General features: G+C 67.2%; 20 protein-coding genes. 11 read left to right on the top strand and 9 right to left on the bottom strand.

Going from position 1 to position 24,583, the window contains the following annotated elements:
• Window positions 1–12: 12 nt before the first annotated feature.
• Complete coding sequence (locus AB4083_RS14065; protein ID WP_441608648.1) at window positions 13–510, top strand: RidA family protein; 498 nt, start codon at window positions 13–15, stop codon at window positions 508–510.
• Between the two features lie 63 nt (window positions 511–573).
• On the opposite strand, the gene AB4083_RS14060 is transcribed toward AB4083_RS14065, so the two are convergent.
• Window positions 574–1,332 (bottom strand): SapC family protein, encoded by a 759-nt coding sequence (locus tag AB4083_RS14060; RefSeq protein ID WP_441608646.1) that lies wholly within the window; start codon window positions 1,330–1,332, stop codon window positions 574–576.
• Window positions 1,333–1,588: 256 nt separating this feature from the next.
• On the opposite strand from AB4083_RS14060, the gene AB4083_RS14055 reads away from it, so the two are divergent.
• The gene (locus AB4083_RS14055) at window positions 1,589–2,212 is read left to right on the top strand and encodes an HNH endonuclease (RefSeq protein ID WP_441608644.1); all 624 of its coding nucleotides are present in this window, start codon (window positions 1,589–1,591) and stop codon (window positions 2,210–2,212) included.
• Between the two features lie 35 nt (window positions 2,213–2,247).
• Here the strand turns inward: AB4083_RS14055 and AB4083_RS14050 are convergent, their stop codons facing one another.
• Window positions 2,248–2,667 carry a low affinity iron permease family protein gene (locus AB4083_RS14050; protein WP_441608642.1) on the bottom strand — a complete coding sequence of 140 codons (420 nt, stop codon included), beginning with the start codon at window positions 2,665–2,667 and terminating at the stop codon, window positions 2,248–2,250.
• A 148-nt stretch (window positions 2,668–2,815) separates the two neighbouring features.
• Between AB4083_RS14050 and dxs the strand changes: the two genes are divergently transcribed.
• On the top strand, window positions 2,816–4,699 hold the full coding sequence (dxs, locus tag AB4083_RS14045) for a 1-deoxy-D-xylulose-5-phosphate synthase (RefSeq protein ID WP_441608640.1): 1,884 nt from the start codon (window positions 2,816–2,818) through the stop codon (window positions 4,697–4,699).
• Between the two features lie 233 nt (window positions 4,700–4,932).
• Here the strand turns inward: dxs and AB4083_RS14040 are convergent, their stop codons facing one another.
• The 4 genes from AB4083_RS14040 to AB4083_RS14025 form a co-directional block, all read right to left on the bottom strand.
• Entirely contained in the window at window positions 4,933–6,990 is a 2,058-nt protein-coding gene (locus tag AB4083_RS14040) for a glycosyl hydrolase family 18 protein (RefSeq protein ID WP_441608638.1), read from the bottom strand.
• Window positions 6,991–7,323: 333 nt separating this feature from the next.
• Window positions 7,324–8,145, bottom strand: a complete 822-nt coding sequence (gene prmC, locus AB4083_RS14035; RefSeq protein ID WP_441608637.1) for a peptide chain release factor N(5)-glutamine methyltransferase — start codon at window positions 8,143–8,145, stop codon at window positions 7,324–7,326.
• Complete coding sequence (locus tag AB4083_RS14030) at window positions 8,138–12,295, bottom strand: hypothetical protein (protein WP_441608635.1); 4,158 nt, start codon at window positions 12,293–12,295, stop codon at window positions 8,138–8,140. Before AB4083_RS14030 ends, prmC begins: the two co-directional genes overlap by 8 nt.
• Window positions 12,296–12,478: 183 nt before the next feature.
• Window positions 12,479–15,166 (bottom strand): M1 family metallopeptidase, encoded by a 2,688-nt coding sequence (locus AB4083_RS14025; RefSeq protein WP_441608633.1) that lies wholly within the window; start codon window positions 15,164–15,166, stop codon window positions 12,479–12,481.
• Window positions 15,167–15,214: 48 nt separating this feature from the next.
• Between AB4083_RS14025 and AB4083_RS14020 the strand changes: the two genes are divergently transcribed.
• From AB4083_RS14020 to AB4083_RS14005, 4 genes are all read left to right on the top strand, one after another.
• Window positions 15,215–15,424: a hypothetical protein gene (locus AB4083_RS14020; RefSeq protein ID WP_441608631.1), complete on the top strand. Its 210-nt coding sequence runs from the start codon at window positions 15,215–15,217 to the stop codon at window positions 15,422–15,424.
• A 60-nt stretch (window positions 15,425–15,484) separates the two neighbouring features.
• Window positions 15,485–16,435 carry a DNA-binding transcriptional regulator OxyR gene (oxyR, locus tag AB4083_RS14015; RefSeq protein WP_441608629.1) on the top strand — a complete coding sequence of 317 codons (951 nt, stop codon included), beginning with the start codon at window positions 15,485–15,487 and terminating at the stop codon, window positions 16,433–16,435.
• A gap of 269 nt (window positions 16,436–16,704) precedes the next feature.
• Window positions 16,705–17,694, top strand: a complete 990-nt coding sequence (locus AB4083_RS14010; protein ID WP_441608664.1) for a polysaccharide deacetylase family protein — start codon at window positions 16,705–16,707, stop codon at window positions 17,692–17,694.
• Window positions 17,678–18,448 (top strand): formyl transferase, encoded by a 771-nt coding sequence (locus AB4083_RS14005; RefSeq protein ID WP_441608627.1) that lies wholly within the window; start codon window positions 17,678–17,680, stop codon window positions 18,446–18,448. The genes AB4083_RS14010 and AB4083_RS14005 overlap by 17 nt, the downstream gene beginning before the upstream one ends.
• Window positions 18,449–18,612: 164 nt before the next feature.
• On the opposite strand, the gene msrA is transcribed toward AB4083_RS14005, so the two are convergent.
• The 3 genes from msrA to AB4083_RS13990 form a co-directional block, all read right to left on the bottom strand.
• Window positions 18,613–19,266, bottom strand: coding sequence for a peptide-methionine (S)-S-oxide reductase MsrA (gene msrA / locus AB4083_RS14000; protein WP_441608625.1), 654 nt, complete (start codon window positions 19,264–19,266; stop codon window positions 18,613–18,615).
• A gap of 74 nt (window positions 19,267–19,340) precedes the next feature.
• A complete protein-coding gene (locus AB4083_RS13995; RefSeq protein ID WP_441608623.1) occupies window positions 19,341–19,871 on the bottom strand; it encodes an adenine phosphoribosyltransferase in 531 nt (176 codons plus the stop codon).
• Window positions 19,872–19,927: 56 nt separating this feature from the next.
• On the bottom strand, window positions 19,928–20,206 hold the full coding sequence (locus AB4083_RS13990; RefSeq protein ID WP_441608621.1) for a putative signal transducing protein: 279 nt from the start codon (window positions 20,204–20,206) through the stop codon (window positions 19,928–19,930).
• A 167-nt stretch (window positions 20,207–20,373) separates the two neighbouring features.
• On the opposite strand from AB4083_RS13990, the gene AB4083_RS13985 reads away from it, so the two are divergent.
• From AB4083_RS13985 to AB4083_RS13970, 4 genes are all read left to right on the top strand, one after another.
• Complete coding sequence (locus AB4083_RS13985) at window positions 20,374–21,420, top strand: diguanylate cyclase (RefSeq protein WP_441608619.1); 1,047 nt, start codon at window positions 20,374–20,376, stop codon at window positions 21,418–21,420.
• Window positions 21,421–21,496: 76 nt separating this feature from the next.
• Window positions 21,497–23,263: a glutamine--tRNA ligase/YqeY domain fusion protein gene (locus tag AB4083_RS13980; RefSeq protein ID WP_441608618.1), complete on the top strand. Its 1,767-nt coding sequence runs from the start codon at window positions 21,497–21,499 to the stop codon at window positions 23,261–23,263.
• A gap of 2 nt (window positions 23,264–23,265) precedes the next feature.
• Window positions 23,266–23,823: a nucleoside deaminase gene (locus AB4083_RS13975; protein WP_441608616.1), complete on the top strand. Its 558-nt coding sequence runs from the start codon at window positions 23,266–23,268 to the stop codon at window positions 23,821–23,823.
• A gap of 7 nt (window positions 23,824–23,830) precedes the next feature.
• Window positions 23,831–24,583: a TVP38/TMEM64 family protein gene (locus AB4083_RS13970; protein WP_441608615.1), complete on the top strand. Its 753-nt coding sequence runs from the start codon at window positions 23,831–23,833 to the stop codon at window positions 24,581–24,583.

Here is a 24,583-nt window from a genome sequence, read left to right as displayed (position 1 = left end):
GGAGCTTTCCCCATGCACCAGGCATCCCGCCACGCCTTCGCCCTCTTGCTGCTCGCTGCTGCCACGGCCACGCAGGCGCAGGAAGTGAAGCGCTACAAGATTCCGGACAGCGACTTCCCGATTTCCGCCGCGGTCGAAGTGCCGGCCGGCAAGGCCATCGTGTACGTGAGCGGCAACGTGCCACCGGCAACCGATCCGAACGCGCCAAAGGATTCGGCGGCCGCGTACGGCGATACGAAAACGCAGACGATCGGCGTGCTCGCCGCCATCGAGAAACAACTCAAGGGCATGGGCATGGGCATGGGCGACGTGGTGAAGATGCAGGTGTTCCTGGTCGGCGATGAAGCTCACGGCGGACACATGGACTTCGCCGGCTTCATGGCCGGCTACCGCCAGTTCTTCGGCACCAGGGAACAGCCAAAGCTGCCGGCACGCTCGGCATTCCAGGTCGCGGCGCTGGGCAATCCGGGATACCGGGTCGAGATCGAGGTGATCGCGGTCAGGCCCTGAGCGCGCGCGCAAAAAAAAACGGCACCTCGAGGGTGCCGTTTCTTCGCTCGCGCCGAAGCGCGCTCAGTTCTTGGTGGCCTTGGTCTCGACCTGCTCGAGCAGGTCCAGGCGCTGCGCCACGCGGTCGATGTTGGACAGCGACAGCAGGTGGGCATAGATCCAGCCGAACACGCCTTCCTGCAGGAACTCCTGCGAGGTCTTGGCGTCGAGCTTGCGCAGCTTTTCCTCGCTGATCACGTACAGGCCATTGAGGTTGATCGCCTTGCCGTCCTTCTCCAGGCGGATGTTGCGCGGCTCGAGCAGGTCGTGCTTGCGGACCTGCTCCATGAACCACTGCGTGCGGCCCACGTGCTGCTGGAACTCGCCGAGGAAGTTCACGGCATTGGTCAGCATCTCGCTGTCGGTGCCGTCTTCCTTGAACAGGCGCTCGCCCTCGTCGCTGCCGAAGCCTTCGTAGGCCTCGTCCAGGAACACGGTGAAGTCGTCGCCTTCCTCGCCCGCCGGCTTTTCGGCCAGCACGAACGGATAGCGGCGCACGAAGGCCGGCACATAGGTGTTGGCCGCCCACTGGCCGCTGGCGTCGACGAACAGGTTCTCGTTCTGGCGCAGGCCCAGCAGGGCCATCGGGCCGGCTTCTTCCATGCTGCTGCCGGCGAACAGGATCGGCAGGTCACGCGCCGCGGCGGGGAATTCCACGCCGGTCAGCGGCACCGAATGCACGCCGGCCGCGAAACGCAGGCTGGGGATGCCCTTCAGGCGCAGATTCTTGTGTTCGGTGCGGTTGAGCGGCACCGGGCGCTCGTAGAAAAGAACTTCAGCCACGTCGTTTACCTCTGCCCCGCCGTGCCGGGGTCGCCACCCAGGCTTCCCCTCCCAAACCCGGCGTCGGGTCTACAGATGAACAGCCACTATATCGCAGGCCCGTGGCGAAGCGTAAATAGGCCATCCAAGCGGGCCAGTTTTCAGCGGTGACAAGCATTTGCACGCAATTTGCAACGGAACATGGTTTATGCTCGGGCAAACCAGCGCCGCTGCAATGGCCTGGACGCTCCTCGAGTCGCCTTGAAGGACGGAACACATGCCGATGGAAGTTCCCATGCGGCTGATCGACGGGCCGGGAAAGGTCGCCGATCTGCATTCGACCCGCATCCTCTCGCTGGATGCGGCGGGCCGCATTCTCGACTGGATCAGCTGGCAGGACGCCGTCTGCCTGTATGTCCGCGACGCCGTGGCCTGGACCCTGGGCGAGCCCTGCCTGACCGTCTACGGCGGCCATAACCGCGACCTGGGCCGGCGCAGCTCGCTGCAGCTGCACCCGATCGTGGCCAGCTCCGGCCACTGCCGCGAGCACGCGGTGGACCCGGCGCCGACCCTCACCAATACCGCCCTGTTCGCCCGCGACCGCTATATCTGCCTGTACTGCGGCGACCACTTCAGCCGCGGCGAGCTGACCCGCGACCACGTGCTGCCGATCTCCAAGAAGGGCAAGGACGAGTGGGAGAACGTGGTCAGCGCCTGCCTGCACTGCAATCTGAAGAAGAGCAACCGCACCCCGCAGCAGGCCAATATGCCGCTGCTGGCCGTGCCGTACCGGCCGAGCTGGGTCGAGCACCTGATCCTGTCCAACCGCAATATCCTGGCCGACCAGATGGAATTCCTGGTCAGCCACCTGCCGCGCGACCGGCGGCATCTGATGGGCTGAGCGGCCGGGCGCCGGCTTGGCGGCGCTCCCCGCTGCTATCGGCGCGCCTGCTCGCGGGCCGCCTCTTCCACTTCCTCGAACCGGCTCAGGTCGTCACGGGCGCTTTCCGCCAGGCGGGCGTAGTGGCGGCGGATGCGCTCCAGCTGCTGGTCGTCCAGGTTTTCCAGGTTCAACAGCGCGTTGTGCGCCTTGCTGCTGCAGATGAGCTCGTCCAGCTTGATCTGCAGGGCGGCGGTGTCGCGGTTCTGCGTGCTCTGGATCAGGAACACCATCAGGAAGGTGATGATGGTGGTGCCGGTATTGATCACCAGCTGCCAGGTGTCGTTGAAGTGGAAGATCGGCCCGGTGGCCGCCCAGCCCACGATCAGCAGCACGGCCAGCAGGAAGGCCGCGGGCCGGCCGGCGTAGCGCGCGGTGGCCTCGGCGAAGCGGCGGAACGCCGTCTGTCGTGTCATGACCGGCTCCTTCAGCTTGAATGGAGCCACACTGGCCGCCGCGGCGTGGGCGCCGCGTGAGATCGGCCCGGGTCCAAACCGCTCGGACAGCGTTCCTTCACCGTCCTGCCCTTGCCCCGCCCCCCCGCTGGTTCAACAATACGCGTCTATGAATATTCTTAGCCGCTATCCCCACCTGGCGCCTATCGAGACCCCGGCCGACCTGCGCCGCGTGTCCGACGAGGAGCTGCCGGTCATCGCCGATGAGCTGCGCCAGTACCTGATCGAGTCCGTGGCCAGCTCGGGCGGGCATTTCGGGGCCGGGCTGGGCGTGGTGGAGCTGACCGTGGCGCTGCACCACGTGTTCGACACGCCGCGCGACCGCCTGGTCTGGGACGTGGGCCACCAGTGCTATCCGCACAAGATCCTGACCGGCCGCCGCGACCGCATCACCACGATCAAGAAGAAGGACGGCCTGGCGCCGTTCCCGCGCCGCGAAGAGAGCGAGTACGACACCTTCGGCGTCGGCCATTCCTCCACTTCGATCTCGGCCGCGCTGGGCATGGCTATCGCCGCGCAGCGCAAGGGTGACCCGCGCAAGGTAGTGGCGGTGATCGGCGACGGCGCGATGACCGCCGGCATGGCCTTCGAGGCGCTCAACCACGGCGGCGACGTGGAGCCGAACATGCTGGTCGTGTTCAACGACAACGGCATGTCGATCAGCGAGAACGTCGGCGCGCTGACCAAGATGATGGCCCGCGCGATGGCCAGCCACACGCTCAACGCGTGGCGCGAACGGGCCAAGCGCGCGATCCCCAAGCAATCCTTCTTCGGCCGCTTCTTCAAGCGCTGGGAGGAACACGCCAAGGGCATGTTCGTGCCCAGCACGCTGTTCGAGGAACTGGGCTTCCACTACACCGGCCCGATCGACGGCCACAACATCCCGCAGCTGCTGCACGCGCTGCGCATGGTCAAGGACCTGCGCGGCCCGCAGCTGCTGCACGTGGTCACCACCAAGGGCAAGGGCTATGCCCCGGCCGAGCAGGCGCAGATCGAGTACCACGCAGTCGGCCCGTTCGATCCGCAGGCCGGCCTGGTGAAGAAGTCCGGCCCGGCCAAGCCGAGCTATACCGACGTATTCAGCGACTGGCTGTGCGACCAGGCCGCCGCCGACGAGCGCCTGCTCGGCATCACCCCGGCGATGCGCGAAGGCTCCGGCCTGGTGCGCTTCTCCAAGGAGTACCCGCAGCGCTATTTCGACGTGGCGATCGCCGAGCAGCACGCGGTGACCCTGGCCGCGGGCATGGCCTGCGAAGGCGCCAAGCCGGTGGTGGCGATCTATTCCACTTTTCTGCAGCGCGCCTACGACCAGGCCATCCACGACGTGGCCTTGCAGAATCTCGACGTGACGTTCGCGATCGACCGCGCCGGCGTGGTCGGCCCGGACGGCGCCACCCACGCGGGCAGCTTCGATCTTTCGTTCCTGCGCTGCCTGCCGAACATGGTGATCATGGCGCCGGCGGACGAGAACGAATGCCGCATGATGCTCAGCACCGGCTTCGCCTATGACGGCCCGGCCGCGGTGCGCTATCCGCGTGGCTCCGGCCCCGGCGTGGCGCTGCGCAAGGAGCTGGAAACGCTGCCGCTGGGCAAGGCCGAACTGCGCCGCCGCGGCCGCCGCCTGGCCCTGCTCAGCTTCGGCGCGATGCTGGCGCCGGCGGTGGAGATCGCCGCGGAGCTGGACGCCACCCTGGTCAACATGCGCTTCGTCAAACCGCTGGACGAGGCGATGATCCTGGATCTGGCCAAGACCCACGAAGCCTTCGTCACGCTGGAAGACAACGCCATCGCCGGCGGCGCCGGTTCGGGCGTGGCCGAGTGCCTGGCCGCGCACGGCGTGACCTTGCCGATCCTGCACCTGGGCCTGCCCGACGTGTATCTGGAGCACGGCAGCCGCGAGGAAGTGCTGACCATGGCGGGGCTGGACCTGCCGGGGATACGCAATGCGATCCGCGCGCGATTTCCCCAGTTTGCTGCTGCCGCTTCGGCCTGACCCCTAAACCACTTCTCACTATCTCTGCCGTCATTCCGGCGTAGGCCGGAATTCAGTAGCGATGCGGTTTGGTTTGGCGAAATCGCCACGGCGTTCGCTCTAAAAGGCAGCACACGGTCGTCCACGCGACAATCCAGTGATATCGCTACTGGATTCCGGCCTGCGCCGGAATGACGAACGAAAAAAGGCCACCCCGATATACGGGGTGGCCTTGTCGTTTCTGCACGACCCGCTTACTTCAATCCATTTGAAATAGCTTTGATCAGCGTGCCGTTCGCATCGTCGCCGCTGAATTCCCACGAGAACGCGCCGCCCAGCGACTGCGCCTTCACGTAGTTCATCTTGCGCTGGATGTTGGCCGGATCGTCGAAGCTCCAGAACGTGCTGCCGTTGAAGATCCAGTGCGCGCCGGCAGCGGTGTCGTCGTAGCCCGGATAGCCCAGGTTCTTGAGCACCTTGTAGTCCTCGATGCCCGCCTCGTAGGTGCCCGGCGCCGCCGTGGTGCTGGCCTGGAACAGGCCGTTGTTGCTGTTCGGCACATTGCTCCAGCCGCGGCCGTAGAAGCCGATGCCGAGGTTGATCTTGGCGGCCGGCATACCCGCGGCGATCAGCGCCTGGATGGCGTCGTTGGTGTTGTACTTGGCCGCGTCGCCGGTGGAAGGATCGCCCGCCGGCTTGTACAGCGCGGAATGGAAGTTGGTCGGGCTTTCCCAGGCGCCGTGGAAGTCGTACGTCATCAGGTTGACGAAGTCGATCGACGCGGCGTACTGGTTCGGTTGGGTGACGCGGATCTTGTCCACGCCCGCACCACCGGCGATGGTCAGCAGCAGACCCGGGCGCACCGCATCGAGCTGGCGGCGGAACTCGGCCAACAGCGCGGTGAAGTTCGCGGTGTCTTCGCTGCCGCCGCAGCTCAGGCCGCACGCGGCCGGATACTCCCAGTCGATATCGATGCCGTCGAACACGCCCGCCGCCGCGCCCGTGCCACCGGCACTGTCGGTGATCGGCAGGTTGCCCTTGATGTACGCGTCGACGCACGAAGCCACGAAGGCCTGGCGATTGGCCGGCTGCGCCGCGCTGGCGAAGCCGCGCGACCAGGTCCAGCCGCCCAGCGAGATCAGCACCCTCAGGTTGGGATACTTCGCCTTCAGCTCTTTCAGCTGGTTCCAGTTGCCGCGCAGCGGCTGGTTCCAGGTATCGCCGACGCCGCTGACGCTGCTGCCGGCGTCGTACGACTTGGTGTAGTCGGCATACGCATCGCCGCCGACGCCGGTGTTCGGATCGGACGCCTGCGTCACGCCCACTTCGCACTTGTTGTTGCGCACGTTGCCGAAGGCGTAATTGATGTGCGTGAGCACCGCAGCCGAGCCGCTGGTGTCAATGTTCTTCACCTGGTAGTTGCGGCCGTAAATGCCCCACTGGGTGAAGTAGCCGATCACCCGCTTGCCGCCACCGCCGCCGCCCGCACTGGTCTTGGCGTTGATCGCCGAACCCTGCGCGGATGCGTTGCCGGCGTTGTCGCGCGCACGCACGGCGTAGCTGTAGGTGGTGCTCGCGGCGAGGCCGGTGTCGGTGTAGCTGGTGGTCGAGGTGGAGCCGACCAAGGTGCCATTGCGATACACGTCGTAGCCGGCCACGCCGCTGCCGCCGCTGTTGTCGGTAGACGCACTCCAGCTCAGCGACACGGTGCTGGCCGTCTGCGACGGCGAAGCCAGGCCCTGCGGCACGCTCGGCGGCGTGGTGTCGCCGCCGCCGACGGGATTGACGGTGATGCTGACGGTGGACGAAGTGGTGGACAGCCCACCGTTATCGGTCGCCACCGCTTTGAGCGTATAGCTGCCGGCCGGCACGTTGCTCCAGGTCACCGAGTACGGTGTCGCGGTCTTCGCGCCCAGCGAAGTCGAACCGTTGAAGAACTCGACTTTGCTGACCGTGCCGTCGCTGTCGCTCGCATTGGCGCTCAACGTGATGTTGGCGCCGGCGGTGAACGTCGCGCCGTTGGTTGGTGAAGTGAGGCCGACCGTGGGCGGCTGGTTGCTGCTGGAGCCGCACTGGCCCAGATCCTGGTACCAGCCGCAGCTCGGACAGTAATCCGGCGGCGTGTTCCAGATCTGCGTGGATGCCTGGTACAGATGGTTGTTGTAAACCATCTTGTCGCCTGCGTTGTAGATAGTGGTAGCGGTCCACGCCGCCACACCCGCGCAGCTCGCGCTTTGCGCGGCGGCCGCTCCGCTCCACAGTGCCGCCGACCAGATGGCCAGCAATAGAAGACCCCTTAACAGCTTGCGCATGACACGCCTCCGTGATCGAAAGGATTCGAACGCCGGATCTGACGACGCTGGAACGCCGGATGCGCTGGCGCAGCACGCGCTCATGCGCACTGCCCGAAGAACGGATGCCCGGCCCCCACCGGATGCCCGCCTCCCTCCCGACGATGTGGCGCCCTCCCCGGCTCCCCATCAGCACTGGCGCCCAGGCGCCAGCCGGAGCACTGGACTCCTGTCTGACAACGTTGTCAATCCTGTCCTGTGCAAGATTGCGTTGGGCAGCACGTTTTTGCGATCAACGCCCGCAGCCACCCCGCCATAGCGTGGTGGCGCAGTGAAAACGGAGTAAGCGCAGCGCTAGCGGCGGCCGCCGGAGACGCGTTCGCGGCCTTCCAGGTCGGTAGCGGTGAAAACCTCGGCATAGCCGGCCTGCTGCAGCAGTGCGCGCACCGGCGCGCCCTGGTTCCAGCCGTGTTCCAACAGCAGCCAGCCGCCGGGGTCGAGATGCGCCGGCGCGTTCGCCACGATCTCGCGGATCGCGTCCAGTCCATCCGCGCCCGAGGCCAGCGCGCCGGGGGGTTCAAAGCGCAGGTCGCCCTGCTCGAGGTGCGGATCGGCGGCTTCGATATACGGCGGGTTGGAGACCACCAGCTCGAAGCGCTCGCCAGACAACGGTGTCATCCATGTCCCGTGCACAAAGCGCACGCGCTCAAGACCAAGCCGTTGCGCGTTGTCGCGCGCAACGGCCAGCGCTTCCATGCTGAGGTCCACTGCGCTCACTTCGGCTCGCGGGCGTTCCTTGGCAATGGCAAGTGCGATCGCGCCGCTGCCGGTGCCCAGGTCCACCACGCGACACGGACGATCGGGCGGTAACCGCTCAAGCGCCAGTTCGACCAGCAATTCGGTTTCCGGCCGCGGGATCAGCGTGGCGGCGGTGACCTCCAGCTCCAGCGACCAGAAGCCGCGGCGGCCGGTGATGTAAGCCACCGGCTCGCCCGCCTCGCGCCGCGCGACCATCGCCTCGAAGGCCGCGCGGGTGGCGTCGTCCAGCACATCGGTATCGTGCGCGATCAGCCAGGCGCGCGGCTTGTCCAGTGCGTGCAGCAGCAGCGCCTCGGCATCGATCCGTTCGCCGAGGCGCTGCGTGGCCGCTGCAAGCGCGCCGCGCACATCAAGCATCGTGACGTTCCGGCTGCGGCGGCAGCTCGGGCGGCGTCCCGGACGGGTTCTTCGCCTTCGGTTCGCCCTTGCGCCAGTAGCCTTCGCGCGTCCACGCCTCGAAGCCCCAGCGCAGCCAGCCGATCAGCGCATTGGCCAGCCACAGCGCCCATAGCAGCATGGCGATCTTGTAGGCCCACAGCGACACGCTGAACACGCCGCCGCGCGGCAGCACGTCGGTGGTCTGGTCGGCAAACCAGCGCAAATGCCATGCGCTGGAACCGTTGCCGGCCACGTGCATGTCCGGCAGGCCGAGCAGTCCCTTCGGCACCGCCGAGATCAGCACGATCAGCGCGATCACGGTGAAGAAGGCCAGCGCGATCTGCAGCAGGTTGAAGCCCACCGCACCGAGCCGCTCGGGCGGTGCGCGGCGTGCGCGCAGGCCCAGCGCGATCAGCCATACCACCACCAGCGCATACGCGCTCCAGGCGAAAGCCGAGAAGCCCAGGCCCAGCAGCAGCCAGTGATGGAAGCGCAGCGGCGTCGGCGCGTAGCGCGCCAGCAGCCAGGCGACCAGCAGCAGTACGACCAGTTGCGACCAATACAGCACCGCCGGTCCGGCGGTCGGGCCCCAGGTCCATAGCACCCAGCGGTCTTCCGGCAGGTTCACGCCCAGGTACAGGTTCGCCGCGGGCGCGCCCAGCGCCAGTTCCGCGCTGCGCGTTGCGGCGGCGATGCCGCGCGGTTCGCGCAGGCGCAGCTCGAAGCGGTGCGGACCGGGCAGCAGCGGCAGGCTCAGCTTGCCGTTGCGTACCGCCAGGCTCAGCGCTTCATCGTCGCGCTTCGCTTCCAGCAGCTCCGCCCCGGCCGGCAGCGCGATGACGTGCTCGCCGCCGCGCGTGCTGCGCGCAAGCAACTTGATGGTGGTTTCCGTGGCGCGATCGCCCACGGCACTGTCCAGCTCCAGCGAGTCGAACGCGAGACTGTCGCCCGCGACCGCCTTGGGCTGGCTCACCGCCAACTGCAGTACCTCGCCCGGCAGCGGCCGGAAGGCCAAGGCACCATCGTTCTGGCTGGGCGGCACGCCCTCGCCATCGACATGCCACATCGGCGCGGCCTGTACTTCCCAGTACTCCGCACGCTCGCCCAATGCAGGAGCTTTCAGTTCCAGCTTGTCGGCGTGATCGAGCCGGCTGGTCCAGCTCACCTCGCCCTGATTGCCGTTGAAAGTCACGCCGATGCGGCCGTCGTGCACGCGGATGTCGTCACCCAGCGGATGCTCGCCAGGCAGCAGCGGCAGGTCGAGGCTGAAGCCGCCGTCGCGTGGCGCAACCCGCGTCACCGTGGTTTCCACCGTCCAGTCCACGCCCAGCGCCAGCACGCGCTGCACCGTGACGTACGGCGGGAAGGTCTGGCTGTTGGCGCTGACCTCCTTGCCATCCGCGCCGGCGCGCACGCGGTGCAGCGAAAGGCTGTCGCCCAGGGCGCGCCCTTCGTCGACACCGTCGATCGCCCAGCCTTGCCCGGCGAAACCCACGCGCTGCGGATGCAGTGCGAAGCGCAGGCTTACCGTATCGGCTGCCACCGCGCGGTAGCGCAGCGACAGGCGATGCACGCCGCGCTCGATCCGCACCAGCGTCTGCTCGCCGCGCTGCGCCAGGGCCGCATCGGCATGGCCATCGACGCCGACGCTCTGCAACTGCAGGGACGCATCGGCCTGCGGCAGCGGCACTGCCACTGGCGCACCCACATGCAACTCAAGATCGACGTCGATCTGATCGCCGTTCGCCTGGATCTGCGCGGACGCCACCGCGGCGCAGTTCGGCACGCACTTCGGTGCCTCGGTCAGGCGCTGGCGCAGTTGCTGCAGCAGCGCGTCATTCGGCAGCGCGTCCTGCGCATGCGTGATCTGCGGCACCAGCGCGATCAGCAGCAGCGCTGCGCTGGCGCGGCCGAACGGCCAGCGCGGCGTGCCGCCATCCGCCGGACGGAACACGCGCAGCACGATGCGCGCGAGCAAGGCCGCCAGCAGCACCAGCATCGCGAAACGCAACAGCCGTACCAGCCATGCCGGCGCGATCACCAGCCGCGTGGTCTGTTCCGCTGTGACGGGGCCGGACCAGCCGAGGTGATAGTTGTTGCCGACGTTCCAGCCGGGCTCGCCATGGCCAGCCTGGATGATGTTGCGGGTGTCGGCCTGTTGCGAGAAGCGATTGCCGGGAGGGATCCTCGCCGCAGTCACCGTGACGCTGCTCAGGCTTTTCGCCTTGCTAACGTAACCCTCGGAGACATTCGCATCGTAAGAGGGTGGTGCCGCGGGCGCCGGCAGCGGCGGTGGCGGCGCCGCCACGGCTTGGCTGGACTCCTCTTCGATGGCGGCGGCGGGGGCGGCCTGGCGCGCCATCGACGCCTGATCCATCCGATCCATCTCCGCCTGCGCCGAGGTCGGCTTCGGCGCGATCCAGGCAACCGTTCCCGTACTGCCCTCTTCCAACTGCGGATGCAATACGTAATCCATCTGCCGCGCCGCGAACGGCAGCGACCACAGCACCGCCAATGCCAACACGGCACCCGCGCCGATGCGCGAACCGAGCCGCAGCTTGCCTTCCGGCAAGGCGCGCGCCAGCAAAGCCAGCGCCAAGGCAACCCCGAGCGTCCAGCGCGGCGCATCGGATTCGTGCTGCGACAAGGCAAGGAAACCGATCGCCAGCAACGCCCACGGCCAACCCATCAACCGGCCCGCCAGCAAGGCAATCAAAGCCACCACGAACAGATCGAGCAGACTCCACTGCGCGATCCACGAATCCGGCGAACGATCCACGCCGGACGCGCCGAGCAGGCGATAGCCGTACGGCAGATGCAAGGTCGCCTCGATGTTCTCCAACGGCAACTGCCAACCGCCGCTGGGCAGCGCACCGCCGTGCGGCAGGCGCAGGCCCGCGCTCAGGTTCAATTGCGATTCGCGCAGTTCCACGCCACTGCGCCCGCCCTCGCCGCCGGTGACCAGCAGCGGCGTCTCGCCCTGCGCGGCGCGCTGCAACTGCCAAGGCGCACCCACGTCCAGGCGCTGGCTCTTGCGCAACGTGCCGCTGAGATGGTCGCTGACGTTGAGTCCGCGCCCATCGAAGTCCAGCCAGATCTGACGCTGCACCTGCACCTGGTCGCCCTGCCCGCCTTCGCTGCCGCGCGTACCCTGCTCGACGGTAAGGCCCTGGTTGTCATCCAGCGCAAACGCCGGCAGTTCGCGCCAGTCATCCGGCACGCCGGCTTGTGCGGCGTCGGTGGCCTGGCCTTCCACGCGCGTGCTGCGCAGGTCGGTGTTGTCCTGGTAGCTCCAGACTTCCTGGCGCGGCCACGGCTCGGCCGGCAGCTTCAACGCCACCTGCTTGAGCACATCGGTACCGCGCGAGGTCAGGTCCAGGTTCCACTGGCCCGGCCGCAACTGGATACGCAACTTGCCGTCGCTCTCCAGCCGTGCCGGCAGGTCGCTGCTCAAGGCAGTAGCGACGAAACCCTCCGGCAGCGCCGGGCCGAGCAACTGCTCGCGCGCGCTGCCGGTGACATTGATCTGCAAATGCGTTTCCAGCGTCGACGGCAGGCCATCTTCCAGCCGGCGATAGACGCGCAGGGACAGTGCATCGGCCGCGCGCTGTGCTTCCGCCGCCTCGCCCAGCGTGAGCTGGTCGCCGTTGCGTTCGACGCGGGTGACCGCGGCGCCGTCCACGTTCAATGCGACCAGGCCGATCGATGCCGGCACGCGCAGGCGCGCGGGCCGCGACGTCCAGGGCAGCGTGCCATGCATGTTGTAGTCGCCCGGTTCCAGCCACACGGCCGGCGTGCCGCCGCGATCGAGCACCGCCAGCGCCTTCGCGCCCGCCGTCACCTGCTGCGGCCAGTTGCGCGCGTCACCGGGGAGCGTCACCCAGCTGGGCGCATCCACGTGCACATCGAGGGAGAAGCGGCCGCCGTCCTTGCCGGCGTCGATGCCCAGCCGCCCCGGCCAGGCGCATTGCACATTGCCCGGCCCCTGGTTGGCGAGGAACGGACAGCCATGCTGGGGTACGTCGTGCAGCACCCAAGCCTGCCAATCGCGCAGCGGCGGCGGCACATCCTGCGCCAGCACAGGCGCCGCGAGCGCCCACAGACCCAACAGCCATCCCCATCGACGCATACCTGTCTCCCTTGGGCCGTCAGTGGCCGCGACGCAGTGTGGTGGAACGGCGCCATCGGTGACAACGCCGTGCAGGGTGCAACGCGGGGAGGCGCGGGCCGGGGTTGGCGCCGGGCGAAAAAAAACCGGGCGGCTTGCGCCACCCGGTTGGTCACTTCTGTCGTGACATTTAACCCTGATCGATCAACGCAGGATCGCGGCCGGATCCTGCTTGGCCTTCAGCGCGGAGCACAGCAGCGTGGCCTCGGTGTTCTGGGCCAGGCCGCGCTCGGCGCCGGTGACGTCCTTGGCGCGGGTCTTGAAGAACTCCTGCAGGCGATCCGCCTCGGCCTTCGAGCAGCCGCCGCCGCCCATCAGGCCCGGCAGGCGACCGCCGGCGAAGCTGCCGGTGCGCGCCACGATCTTGTCGTAGTTGGTCACCGACCACTTCCACACCGCGTCGCGGCCGGCCTGGGTGTCGCGGTTGCCACGCAGCAGCGCGGCCATCTCGCCCACCTTCACCGACTTGTCCAGCGACAGGTCGCGCACGCGCTCGGCCTGCGTGGCGTCATCGGCTTCGGCCAGGCCCGCCAGGATCGCGTTGCGCTGTGCCGGATCGCTGACCTTCGGCAACTGCGCCATCAGTGCATCGACCGCGCTCTTGCCGTGTTCCTGCACCGCCACGCCCAGGGCGCTGCCGAGCAGGTTGGAGTCGGCGGCAGCAAAGTCCAGGCTGCCATCGGCCTTGCCCTTGAGCACGGCGTCGCCCTGCTTGAGCAATTCGGCACGCACTTCCGGCAGCTTCACGTCCAGGCCGAGGAAGTTGGCCAGGGTGGCGCGCTGCAGGGAATCGCCGTCCGGCTCGCCGTCCTTGCGCTTGTAGCCCAGGTTCTGCAGTTCCGGCAGATACGAGGACTTGGCCCAGGCCACCAGCTTGGCGCGCTGCGCATCGGTGACCGCAACCTGGTCGTAGATCCAGCCGAAGGTGTTCATCGGCGCGGTGGATACCTCGCGCACCTTCGACGCGGTCAGCGGCTTGAGCGCGGCCAGCGCGGAGCCGGCGTCGATATCGCCGCGACGGAAGGCGGCATTCACCGCATCGCCGTAGGCCAGCTGCTCGGCATCGGCCAGCTTGCCGATCTGCTTGCCGAGCTTGGCCAGGTCACCCTTGTCCATGCTGAAGCGGTAGTAGCCCGAGCCGTTGGCATTGGGCATCACCCAGCTCTGCGCGGTGGCGCCCGGCAGCGCCATGGTGCCCTGCGCCTTGTCGAGCAGTTCGCAGGCGACCTTGCTGCCATCGGTGGTGGCGTAGCGCACGCACACCGGTACGCCCCACAGATGGTTGGCATCGCCGGTGCTGCCCAGCGGCAGGTAGCGGCTCTGGCTCAGGTGCAGCACGGTCTTGCCGCCTTCCTGCGCCAGTTTGGTCTGCACGTAGGGCACGCCCGGCTGGTTGAGGAAGCTCTTGAACGCGTTCTTGAAGTCCTCGCCCTTGTCGGCGGCCTTGGCGATCGAGTCGATCAGGTCTTCGGCGGTGGCGTTGCCCAACTTGTGCTCCTGGATATAGCCGCGCATACCCTTCTGGAACACCGGCTCGGTGACATAACCCTCGAACATGCCCAGCACCGCGGCACCCTTCTGGTAGGTGATGCCGTCGAAGGCGGTTTCGATATCGCCGTTGCCGGTGATCGGCTGGCGGATCTTGCGCGTGCTGACCAGGCTGTCGCCGTTCATCGCACCCTGTGCGCCGCGCACGCGGTCCAGATCGGCGCGGTATTCCGGATGCACCTTCTGCGTGACCTTCTGCTGCATCCAGGTGGCGAACGCCTCGTTGAGCCACAGGTCGTCCCACCAGCCCATGGTCACGGTGTCGCCGGTCCACTGGTGGGCCAGCTCGTGCGCGGTGACGTTGAACGAGCCACGCACGTATTGGGCGGCGGAATCCTTGTCCAGCAACAGCAGCCAGTCGCGGAAAGTGACCAGGCCCGGGTTCTCCATCGCGCCGGCGGAGAAGTCCGGGGCGGCGAGCAGGTCGAGCTTGTCGAACGGATAGCCGAAGCCGTAATAGTCTTCGAGCGCCTTGATGATGCTCGGCGTCTCGCCCAGCACATGCTGCATGCGGTGGCCTTCGCCCTTGGCGGCGATGCCGCGCAGGTCGGTGGCCTGCTTGCGGTATTCGGAGGCCGGGATGGTCGGGCCATTGACCACATCCCACGGGCCCACGCCGAACGCCACCAGGTAGGTCGGCAGCGGCTGGGTGGTGGCGAAGGTGAGGGTCTTCCAGCCGGCGCCGGCCTTCTCTTCCTTCAGCTGCTTGGTGTTGGCGATGCCGACTTCATCGGTGGGAATGGTCAGCTTCAGATCGAAGGTGGTCTTGAACGAGGGCTCGTCGAAACCGGGGAAGGCGAAGCGCGCGCTGATCGGCTCCATCTGCGTCATCGCGTACGGCTGGCCTTCGTGACTGACCTTGTACAAGCCCTGCAGCTGCTGGTTGAGCGGCGCGGTGTATTCGATCGCCACGCTCAGTTCCTGCGGCTGCATGGTGCCGCCGAGGTCGATGCGCACCACGCCTTCCTTCGGCGCCGCTTCCACGTACTTGCCGGCGTGCGTCTTGCCCTTGGCATCGGTGATGGTGACCTTGCTCACCTTCAGCTCGCGGCCGTGCATCCAGATATGGTCGGAGGCCTGTTCCAACTTCAATTTGATGGAAGTAGTACCGGTGAAATCCTGCTGCTTCGGGTCCACCTTGAACGCCAGTTGATAGGACTCCGGCATCGCCCAGCGCGGCAGCTTGCCTTGCGGCTGATCGGAGGCGGCGGGGGTTGCGGCCAGAGCGGCACCGCAGGACGCGGCAAGGACGCTCAGTACGAGCGGGCGGACGAGACGACGCATGAGAATTTCCCCAGGGGACACAAAGAGCCTTGCAAGCTAGGAGCTGGCATGACTTCGGACACAGTGCCAGAAGACATGGCTTTCCCGCTGCTGCGCAGCATTGGCCTGCACGAACAAGCACATGAAAAAACCGGCGGCGAAGGGGTCTTCGCCGCCGGTGGGAGAACCGCGCGCCTGCGGGGGGAGGGCAAGAGTGGCGCGCGGGTGGAGCAAGCTGTGTTGAGGCGAAGATTAGGCATCTGCGTCATATTGTTCTAATTGATTGTTCTCATGATCGTGATAGATTCTGGCTATTGCCTCGTCAGCCCGGCCGATCTCATGAATCTGCGCGATCTCCAGTACCTCGTCGCCCTGGCCGAACATCGCCACTTCGGCCGTGCGGCCGAGGCCAGCTTCGTCAGCCAGCCCACCTTGTCGACCCAGATCAAAAAGCTGGAGGACGAACTGGGCGTGTCGCTGGTCGAGCGCACGCCGCGCAAGGTGCTGCTGACCGAAACCGGCCGCGAGATTGCCCGCCGCGCGCGTGGCGTGCTGTCGGAGATCGACGAGATCAAAGCCATCGCGCAGCGCACGCGCGACCCGGAATCCGGCACCTTGCGCTTAGGGATCTTCCCTACCCTCGGCCCCTACCTGTTGCCGCACCTGGTGCCGCTGGTGCGCCAGCGTTTTCCGCGGCTGGAATTGCTGCTGGTGGAGGAAAAGACCGAGCAGGTCATCCGCATGCTGCGGGAAGGTTCGCTGGACGTCGGCGTGCTCGCGCTGCCGCTGCACGAAGACAGCCTGCATAGCGAGTTCCTGTTCGAGGAACCGTTCGTGCTGGCAGTGCCCGAAAGCCATCCGCTGGCGCATAAAAAAACTCGCCTCAAGCTGGCCGACCTGCAAGACGAAAGCCTGCTGTTGCTGGAAGACGGCCATTGCATGCGCGACCAGGCACTGGAGGTCTGCCACCTGGCCGGCGCGGGCGAACGTTCGGGTTTCCGCGCCACCAGCCTGGAAACGCTGCGCCAGATGGTCGCCGCCAATGTCGGCATCACTCTGTTGCCCACGCTGGCGATCAAGCCGCCGGTGGCGCGCACCGACAACGTGCACCTGGTGGAATTCGCCGGCCAGCCGCCGAGCCGGCGGATCGCGCTGGTCTGGCGCAAGAGTTCCTCGGTCGGAAACTTTCTCCAGCGCTTCGCCGAGGTGATCCGCAGCATGCCGCCCGAGCTGCTGCGGCCGGAACTTAACGAATCGAAACCGGCGAGCCGCGCGCGCGCAGCCTCTTAAACCGGCGTAAGAGCCTGTCCAGGCAGGATGTGCGGCCGCACACAAACGGGCACTTAAACGGCGAATCCGCTCGAGCTCGCCCCCTCATCAAACCTTCATATTTCGGCCCGAACAATCCGTGAGCTTGTTCGCCCGATGCACGCCTCGAGGCCGAACAAAGGGGGGCAGAAGGACTGCCGGATCGTCACACGCCGCCGCAAGCGGCGCGGCAGCCGATTGCACGGCAGGACTTGGGCGGCGAACCAGATCACGAGGTTTGAGTGCAGACAATGCCGGGCATCTTCACCGTCTCGCTGGATCTCGAGCTCTATTGGGGCGTGCGCGACGCGCGCAGCATCGAGAGCTACGAATCCAACCTGCGCGGCGAGCGCGAAGCCATCCGCGGCATGCTGGAGCTGTTCGAAGAACACGACATCCATGCCACCTGGGCCACCCTGGGCTTCCTGTTCTACAAGGATGCCGAGGAGTTGCAGCGCAACCTGCCGGACGTGCTGCCGGACTATCGCCGCCAGCAGTTGTCTTCGTATCGCTACCTGCAGGAACACGCCTGGGGTACCGACGACGACCGTTTCCACTTCGCGCCGGAGATGGTCCAGCTGATCCGCGATTACGACGGGCAGGAAATCGGCACGCATACGTTCTCGCACTACTACTGCCTGGAAGACGGGCAGACGCTCGAAGCCTTCCGCGCCGATCTCAAGGCGGCGCTCGCCGCGGCCAAAAAGCACGGCATCCCCACCGCCAGCCTGGTGTTCCCGCGCAACCAGAGCAATCCGCAATACCTGGCCGTGCTCGACGAACTTGGCATCGCTTGCTACCGCGGCAACGAGAACGCTGCGTTCTATACGCCGCGCAACCAGCGCGAGCAGAACCTGATCGTGCGCGCCTCGCGCCTGCTCGACTCTTACGTCAATCTCAGCGGCTATCACACCTACGCGCTGCAGGATTGCGCGCGCAGCCGCCCGTTCAATATTCCATCGAGCCGATTCCTGCGCCCCTATTCGCGCACACTGGCGCTGCTGGAAAGCCTGCGCATGCGCCGCATCAAGCGCGCCATGCTCGACGCGGCCACCGGCAAACGGCTGTTCCATCTGTGGTGGCATCCGCACAACTTCGGTGCGGACACCGCGCACAATCTCGCCTGCCTCACCGAAGTGCTCGGCTACTACGGCTACCTGCGCGAACGCTACGGCATGCAGTCGCTCAATATGGGCGAGGTGGCCGAGCTGCTGGAGAACCTGCATGCCGCCCAGGCCTAGGATCGCCCTGCTCGCCGGCGAAGGCTGGTCGACCAGCGCGATGTACAACGGCTTGCGCGAGGAGTTCGAGATCGTCGCCGTGATCGTCGAACGCAAGCCTTCCGCATGGAAGATGCTGCGCCATCGGGCGCGCACGCTGGGCTGGCTGGAAACCTTCGGGCAATTCTGCTTCATCGTGTATAGCCGTCTGCTCGCCCGTGGCGCGGGCATGCGCATCGCGGTGTTGATGCAGCGGCATGGCTTGTCGGATTCGCCGATACCGGAGATCGCGGTTACCCGCGTCGGCAGTGCCAACCATAAGCGTGTGGCATCACTATTGAAGAAGCTCGCGCCGCAGGCCGTGGTGGTAAACGGCACCCGCATCCTTTCGAAGAAGCTGCTGGCGGCGGTGAATGCGCCGTTTATCAATACGCATATGGGCATTACGCCGGCTTATCGCGGCGTGCATGGCGGTTACTGGGCGTTGGTCAACGACGATCGGGAACATTGCGGCGTCACCGTGCATCTGGTGGATGAGGGTGTCGATACCGGCGGCGTGCTTTACCAGGTGCGCATCGAGGTGGAAGAAGGCGACAGCTTTGCCACCTATCCGGTGTTGCAGTTGGCGGCGGCGTTGCCGTTGATGAAGGCGGCGCTGGGTGATGTGGCGGAAGGCCGGATCGCGCCGCACGCGGGCGAAGGGACGTCGAAGCAGTGGTATCACCCGACGTTGTGGGGTTATTGGAAAGCGAGGCTTTCGCGCGGGGTTCGGTAAACAAAGCCTTCTCCCCTGCGGGGAGAAGGTGGCGGCAGCCGGATGAGGGGGCGCTCTAGCGATACCGCTGCAACGGAGCGAGGAAAAGCTTTTGAGCTTGTAGCGACCCTCACACCCAACCCCTCACCCCAACCCTCTCCCCGGCGGGGAGAGGGGGCAGGTTGTCAGGCCTGGGCTAGGCCAATCGGGCAGGACACCCCTGTCCCACCCAGCCCGCAATAACCAGCCGGATTCTTCGACAGATACTGCTGATGCTCCGGCTCCGCGTAATAGAACGGACCGGCATCGGCAATCTCGGTGGTGATCCGCCCGTGCCCGGCACGATCCAGCTCGGCCTGGTAGCGCTGCAGCGACGCCTCCGCCGCCTCGCGCTGCTCCGGCGTGGACGTATAGATGGCCGAACGGTACTGCGTACCCACGTCATTACCCTGCTGCATGCCCTGGGTCGGGTCGTGGTTCTCCCAGAACGTGCGCAGCAGCGTATCCAGGCTCACCTGCGCCGGGTCGTAGACCACCTGCACGGCTTCCGTATGCCCGGTCTCGCCCGAGCAGACTTCGCGATACGTCGCGTTGGGCGTGTAGCCGCCGGCATAGCCGACCGCCGTGGTCAGCACGCCGGGCAGCTGCCAGAACTTGCGCTCCGCGCCCCAGAAGCAGCCCATGCCGAGCTGCAGCACCTCGCTGCCGGGGAAGGCGTCCGGCGTCAGCGGCCGGCCGTGCACGTGATGGGCGGAAGGCGGCGCGATCGGCTGCGCGCGTCCGGGCAGCGCGTCCTCGCGGCGGGGCAAGCGTTGTTTCCAGGCACCGATACCGAGCATGTGGAGACTCCTGCGTTCGAGAGTGGATTAAGTGGCGTCGACCGGCGTGCTTCTCAACGTCACCGCGCCACCGTTCAGTAGCGCAACAAGGCGTGCAGCGGCGTATTTCCGGGCAGGCGCTGGCGGCCCTGCAAGGCTTCCAGCTCGATCACCACGCTGGTGCCCACGCGCACCGCGCCAAGCATGTCCACCAGCCGGCAGGCCGCGTCCAGGGTGCCGCCGGTGGCGAGCACGTCATCGACGATCAAGACCCTTTCGCCCGGACGCAGCGCATCGTTACGTGCCTCCAGCCGGTCCTTGCCGTATTCCAGCGCGTAGTCCACCGACACCACCGGCGGCGGCAGCTTGTTCGGCTTGCGCAGCGGCACGAAGCCGGCGTGTAGCTTCTGCGCCAGCGCCGCGCCGAAGATGAAGCCGCGCGATTCGATCCCGCACACCGCCTGCACCCCGCTGCCCTGCCAGGGCTCGGCCAGCGCGTCGATGCAGCGGGCGAAGCCGCCGGCGTCGGCCAGCAGGGGCGTGATGTCGCGAAACACCACGCCGGCTTGCGGAAAATCGGGAACGGCGCGGATCAGCGCCTCGATCTGTCGGATGCTCGAGTCCATGGGAACGCGCGCTGCCTGTGCAAAAGGGAGCGCGCAAGCATAACGCGGGAGGCCGCTCAGGCCGGCATGAACGAAGGCGCCCCGTCGTCGGCGAAGTCTTCGTCCAGCGCAAGGCGCGCATCGGCCAGATCGCGCTCCACCTCGCGCACCACCAGCACGGCGGCGGGCAGGCTCGCTTCGGGCACCAGTACCGCGACGTAGTCGAGCGCCGGCAGATTGCCCACCGCACCGGTGAGGTATTCACCTGCCACGAAGGCGGGGATTTCCGCGCGTTCGAGCGCGTCCTTCACGAGATGGGCGTCGATCAGGGTCTCGGCTCGGTAGGCAATGCGCATGGCCGGCACGCTACCCCCCGTCCGCCGGGGCCGCAAGAGCTTGCCGGCCGGCCGTGCGGCCTAGTGGCAACCATGGGTAGGCTGCACTAAGGTCATCGATAAGATGGCGGCTCTTTAGGGGAAGAGGCTGAATGTCGAAGGCGGCGAGTGAAGGACACCTCAGGTTCGTGACGCGGGTCTACCGCCTCCGCCTGCTCGGCCTCGGCCTGGGCGCGCTGCCCGTCGCCAGCGTGCTCTACCAGCTGCACGCCGCCTGGTGGCTGTGGGCGCTGCTGGGTGTCAACGCGCTGGTCTGGCCGCATCTGGCCCATCTGCTGGCCTCGCGCTCGCCGCGCCCGATCGAAACCGAACACGGCAACCTGGTGGTGGACGCCGCGATGGGCGGCGCCTGGGTCGCGCTGATGCAGTTCAACCTGCTGCCGAGCGCCTTGCTGATAGCGATGATGGCGATGGACCGGATCAGCGCCGGCGGCTTGCGGCTGGTGCTGAAGTCGCTCGCGCTGCAGGCCGCGGTGTGCCTGGCGGTGTGGTGGCTGGACGGCTTTCGCCTGCAACCGGTGTCGACCACGCTGAATGTCGTCGCCAGCATCCCGATGCTGATGATCTACCCGGTGTGGATGAGCATGGTGAATTTCACCCTGGCGCAAAGAGTGCGCCAGCAGAACCGCCAGTTGGACCAGCTCAGCCGCACCGATGCCCTCACCAGCCTCAGCAACCGCAACCACTGGCTGGAAGCGGTCGGTGTCGAATGGCTGCGCTACCAGCGCAACCAGCGGCCGGCCGCGCTGATCTTGCTGGACGTCGACGGCTTCAAGCAGATCAACGACCGCCACGGCCACGCCGCCGGCGACCAGTTGCTGGGCGATCTCGCCCGCCTGCTGCAGCGCGGCCTGCGCGACGTGGACACGCCCGGCCGCCTCGGCGGCGACGAGTTCGGCATCGTGCTGCCGGAAACCGACCTGGAGCGCGCCAGCGCGGTGGCCGAGCGGATCCGCCTGCTGGCCGAGAACAGCCGCCCCGAGCGCGGCGACCCGCACATTCCATGGACGATCAGCCTGGGCGTGGCCTCGGTCGGCGAGGACGCCCGCGACGTCGGCGCCTGGATGCGCCAGGCCGACCTGGCCCTGTACCGGGCCAAGGCGCAGGGCCGCAACCGCGTCTGCGTGGCGCCCGCCCGCGGCGGCGGCAGCCCGGTGACGCCCGCGACGGTCTGAGGGGCGGCTGCAGCGGCATCCGGCGGGGACAGGGTAAACTCGGCTGTTTCAGCCCATCACCCGCGAGCCCCGCCCGATGTCGACCGAACCCGCCGCCGCCGAAACCACGTCCACCAGCACCGCCCCGGCGGAGGGCCAGCGTGACTTCGTGCGCCAGATCATTCGCGACGACCTGGCGACGGGCAAGCACCACGCCATCCGCACGCGCTTCCCGCCCGAACCCAACGGCTACCTGCATATCGGCCACGCCAAGGCGATCTGCCTGAACTTCGGCATCGCCCGCGAATTCGCCGGCTGGTGCAACCTGCGCCTGGACGACACCAACCCCGGCAAGGAAGACCCCGAGTTCGTCGAGGGCATCAAGGACGACGTGCGCTGGCTCGGCTACGAGTGGCACGACCTGCGCCATGCCTCCGATTACTTCGAGGTGTTCTACCGCGCCGCGGTCAAGCTGATCGAGGACGGCCACGCCTACGTCGACGACCTCAACGCAGAGGAGATGCGCGACTACCGCGGCACGCTCACCGCGCCGGGCCGCAATTCGCCGCACCGCGAGCGCAGCGTGGCCGAGAACCTGGAGCTGTTCCGCCGCATGCGCGAAGGCGAGTTCGCGGATGGCGCCAAGACCCTGCGCGCGAAGATCGACATGGCCTCCGGCAACATCAACATGCGCGACCCGGCGATCTACCGCATCCGCCGCATCGCGCACCAGAACACCGCCGACGCCTGGCCGATCTACCCGATGTACGACTACGCGCATTGTCTTTCGGACGCGCTGGAAGGCATCACCCATTCGCTGTGCACGCTGGAATTCGAAGACCACCGCCCGCTGTACGACTGGTTCGTCGACAAGGTCGACCTGGCCCATCATCCGGAGCTATGGACCCACCTGCGCGAAGGCGGCTTCCAGACCGAGCCGGCCAAGCCGCGCCAGATCGAGTTCTCGCGCCTCAACCTCAGCTACTCCATCACCAGCAAGCGCAAGCTCGCCCAGCTGGTGAACGAAGGCCTGGTCGACGGCTGGGACGATCCGCGCATGAACACCTTGCGCGGCCTGCGCCGCCGCGGCTTCACGCCGGCCAGCATCCGCCTGCTGATCGAGCGCCTGGGCGTGAGCAAGCAGAACAGCGTGATCGACTACACCATCTTCGAGAACTGCGTGCGCGAGGACCTCGACAGCGCCGCGCCGCGCCGCCTTGCCGTGCTCGACCCGCTCAAGCTGACCATCACCAACCTGCCGGAAGCGCACGAGGAAACCCTGGTTTTCTCCAATCACCCGAAGGACGAAAGCTTCGGCACGCGCGAGGTGCCGTTCGCGCGCGAGCTGTGGATCGAGCGCGACGACTTCGCCGAGGTGCCGCCGAAGGGCTTCCATCGTTTGAAGCCCGAGGGCGAGGTGCGCCTGCGCGGCGTGGGCATCGTCAAGTGCGAGGAACTGGTCAAGGACGCCGCCGGCAACGTGATCGAACTGCGCTGCACGCTCGACCTCGACTCGCGCCAGGGCATGCCCGGCGCGGAGCGCAAGGTGAAGGGCACCATCCACTGGGTCAGCGCGCGCCATGCGGTCGCCGCCGAGGTGCGCGTGTACGACCGCCTGTTCAACGTGGCCGCGCCGGATGACGACAGCGACGGCAAGAGCTGGATCGAGCACATCAATCCGGACGCCAAGCGCATCGTGCAGGCCTGGGTGGAGCCGTCCGCGGCCGCCGCCGCGCCGGAGCAGCGCTTCCAGTTCGAGCGCATCGGCTATTTCGTGGCTGACCGCATCGAGCATCGCGCGGAGCAGCCGGTGTTCAACCGCGCGGTGACGCTGCGCGACACCTGGGCCAAGCAGGGAGGCTGAGCATGCTACCGCTGCAGATCCACCTGACCCTGCCGCCATGGCTGGGCGATCTGGTCGACACCAGCAAGCGCTACCTCACCGACGAGGAACGCGTGGACCTGGCGATCCAGCTGTCCAGCCACAACATCGAGCACGGCCTCGGCGGCCCGTTCGGCGCGGCGGTGTTCGACGGGCAAGGCCGCGTGATCTCGGTCGGCGTGAACCGCGTGGTGCCGCAGTCCTGCTCGGTGGCACACGCCGAGATGATGGCCTACATGGCCGCGCAGCAGCGCATGGCCAGCTTCCGCCTCAACGCCGACGGCGGCCGCTACATCCTGGCCACCAGCGCGCAGCCGTGCTGCCAGTGCTACGGCGCCACCGTGTGGGCCGGTGTGGACGAGCTGCTGATCGGCGCGCGCGCCGAAGACGTGATGGAGCTGACCGCGTTCGACGAAGGCCCGCTGCCCGCCGACTGGGTCGGCGAACTGGAACGCCGCGGCATCGCGGTACGCCGCGACGTGCTGCGCGACGAAGCGCGCGCCGTGCTGGCCGCCTACGGCGCGCGCGGCCAGAGTTACTGAGCCCCTCGTGAGCCGCCTGCGCGCCGCGCTGCCGCTGGTGTTGCTGGTACTCGCCGGCGTGGTGCTGTTCTGCTCCGGCGCGTTCGACCAGCTGCATCCGGAACAATTGGTGCAGCACCAGGACCAGTTGCGCGCCCAGGTCGCGGACAGCCCCTGGCTCAGCCGCATCGTCTTTATCGGCGTGCTGACGCTGGCGATGTCCACCGGCGTGCCCGGCACGCTGCTGATCATCCTGGCCGGCGGCTTCGTGTTCGGTACGCTCGAAGGCACGGCTTACGCGTCGATCGGGATGACCCTGGGCACCTTGATCCTGTACCTGGCCAGCCGCTACGCCTTCGGCAACGGCAGCCGCCATCCGCCGGCACTGATCGAACGCATCCACCACGGCTTCGAACGCCATCCGGTGGCGTACACCATGTTCTTGCGCTTCGTGCCGGTAGCGCCGTTCGGGCTGATCACGGTGTGCCTGGCCTGGCTGCGCTGTCCGCTGTGGCTGTTTCTCGGCGCGAGCTGGCTGGGTGGCACGGTGTCGCTGATCTTCGAAACCTCGATCGGCGCCGGCCTGGGCGAGGCGCTCGCGCGCACGCATGGCCACTTCGACAGCTCGGTGCTGCTGCAGCCGAAAATCCTGCTCTCGCTGGGCTGCATCGGCCTGCTCGCGCTGCTGCCGCTGCTGCTCGAACGGCTGTTGCGCGGCAGGCTGCACAAGGCTGCCTCAGCTTCGCGAAAGGCATCCGGGCTACCTCCTCAAGCCGACTAG

Origin of the sequence: Dyella sp. 2RAB6, assembly GCF_052115385.1 — a bacterium.
Taxonomy (GTDB): Bacteria; Pseudomonadota; Gammaproteobacteria; order Xanthomonadales; family Rhodanobacteraceae; genus Dyella_D.
This window is presented reverse-complemented; position numbering and strand designations above follow the sequence as displayed.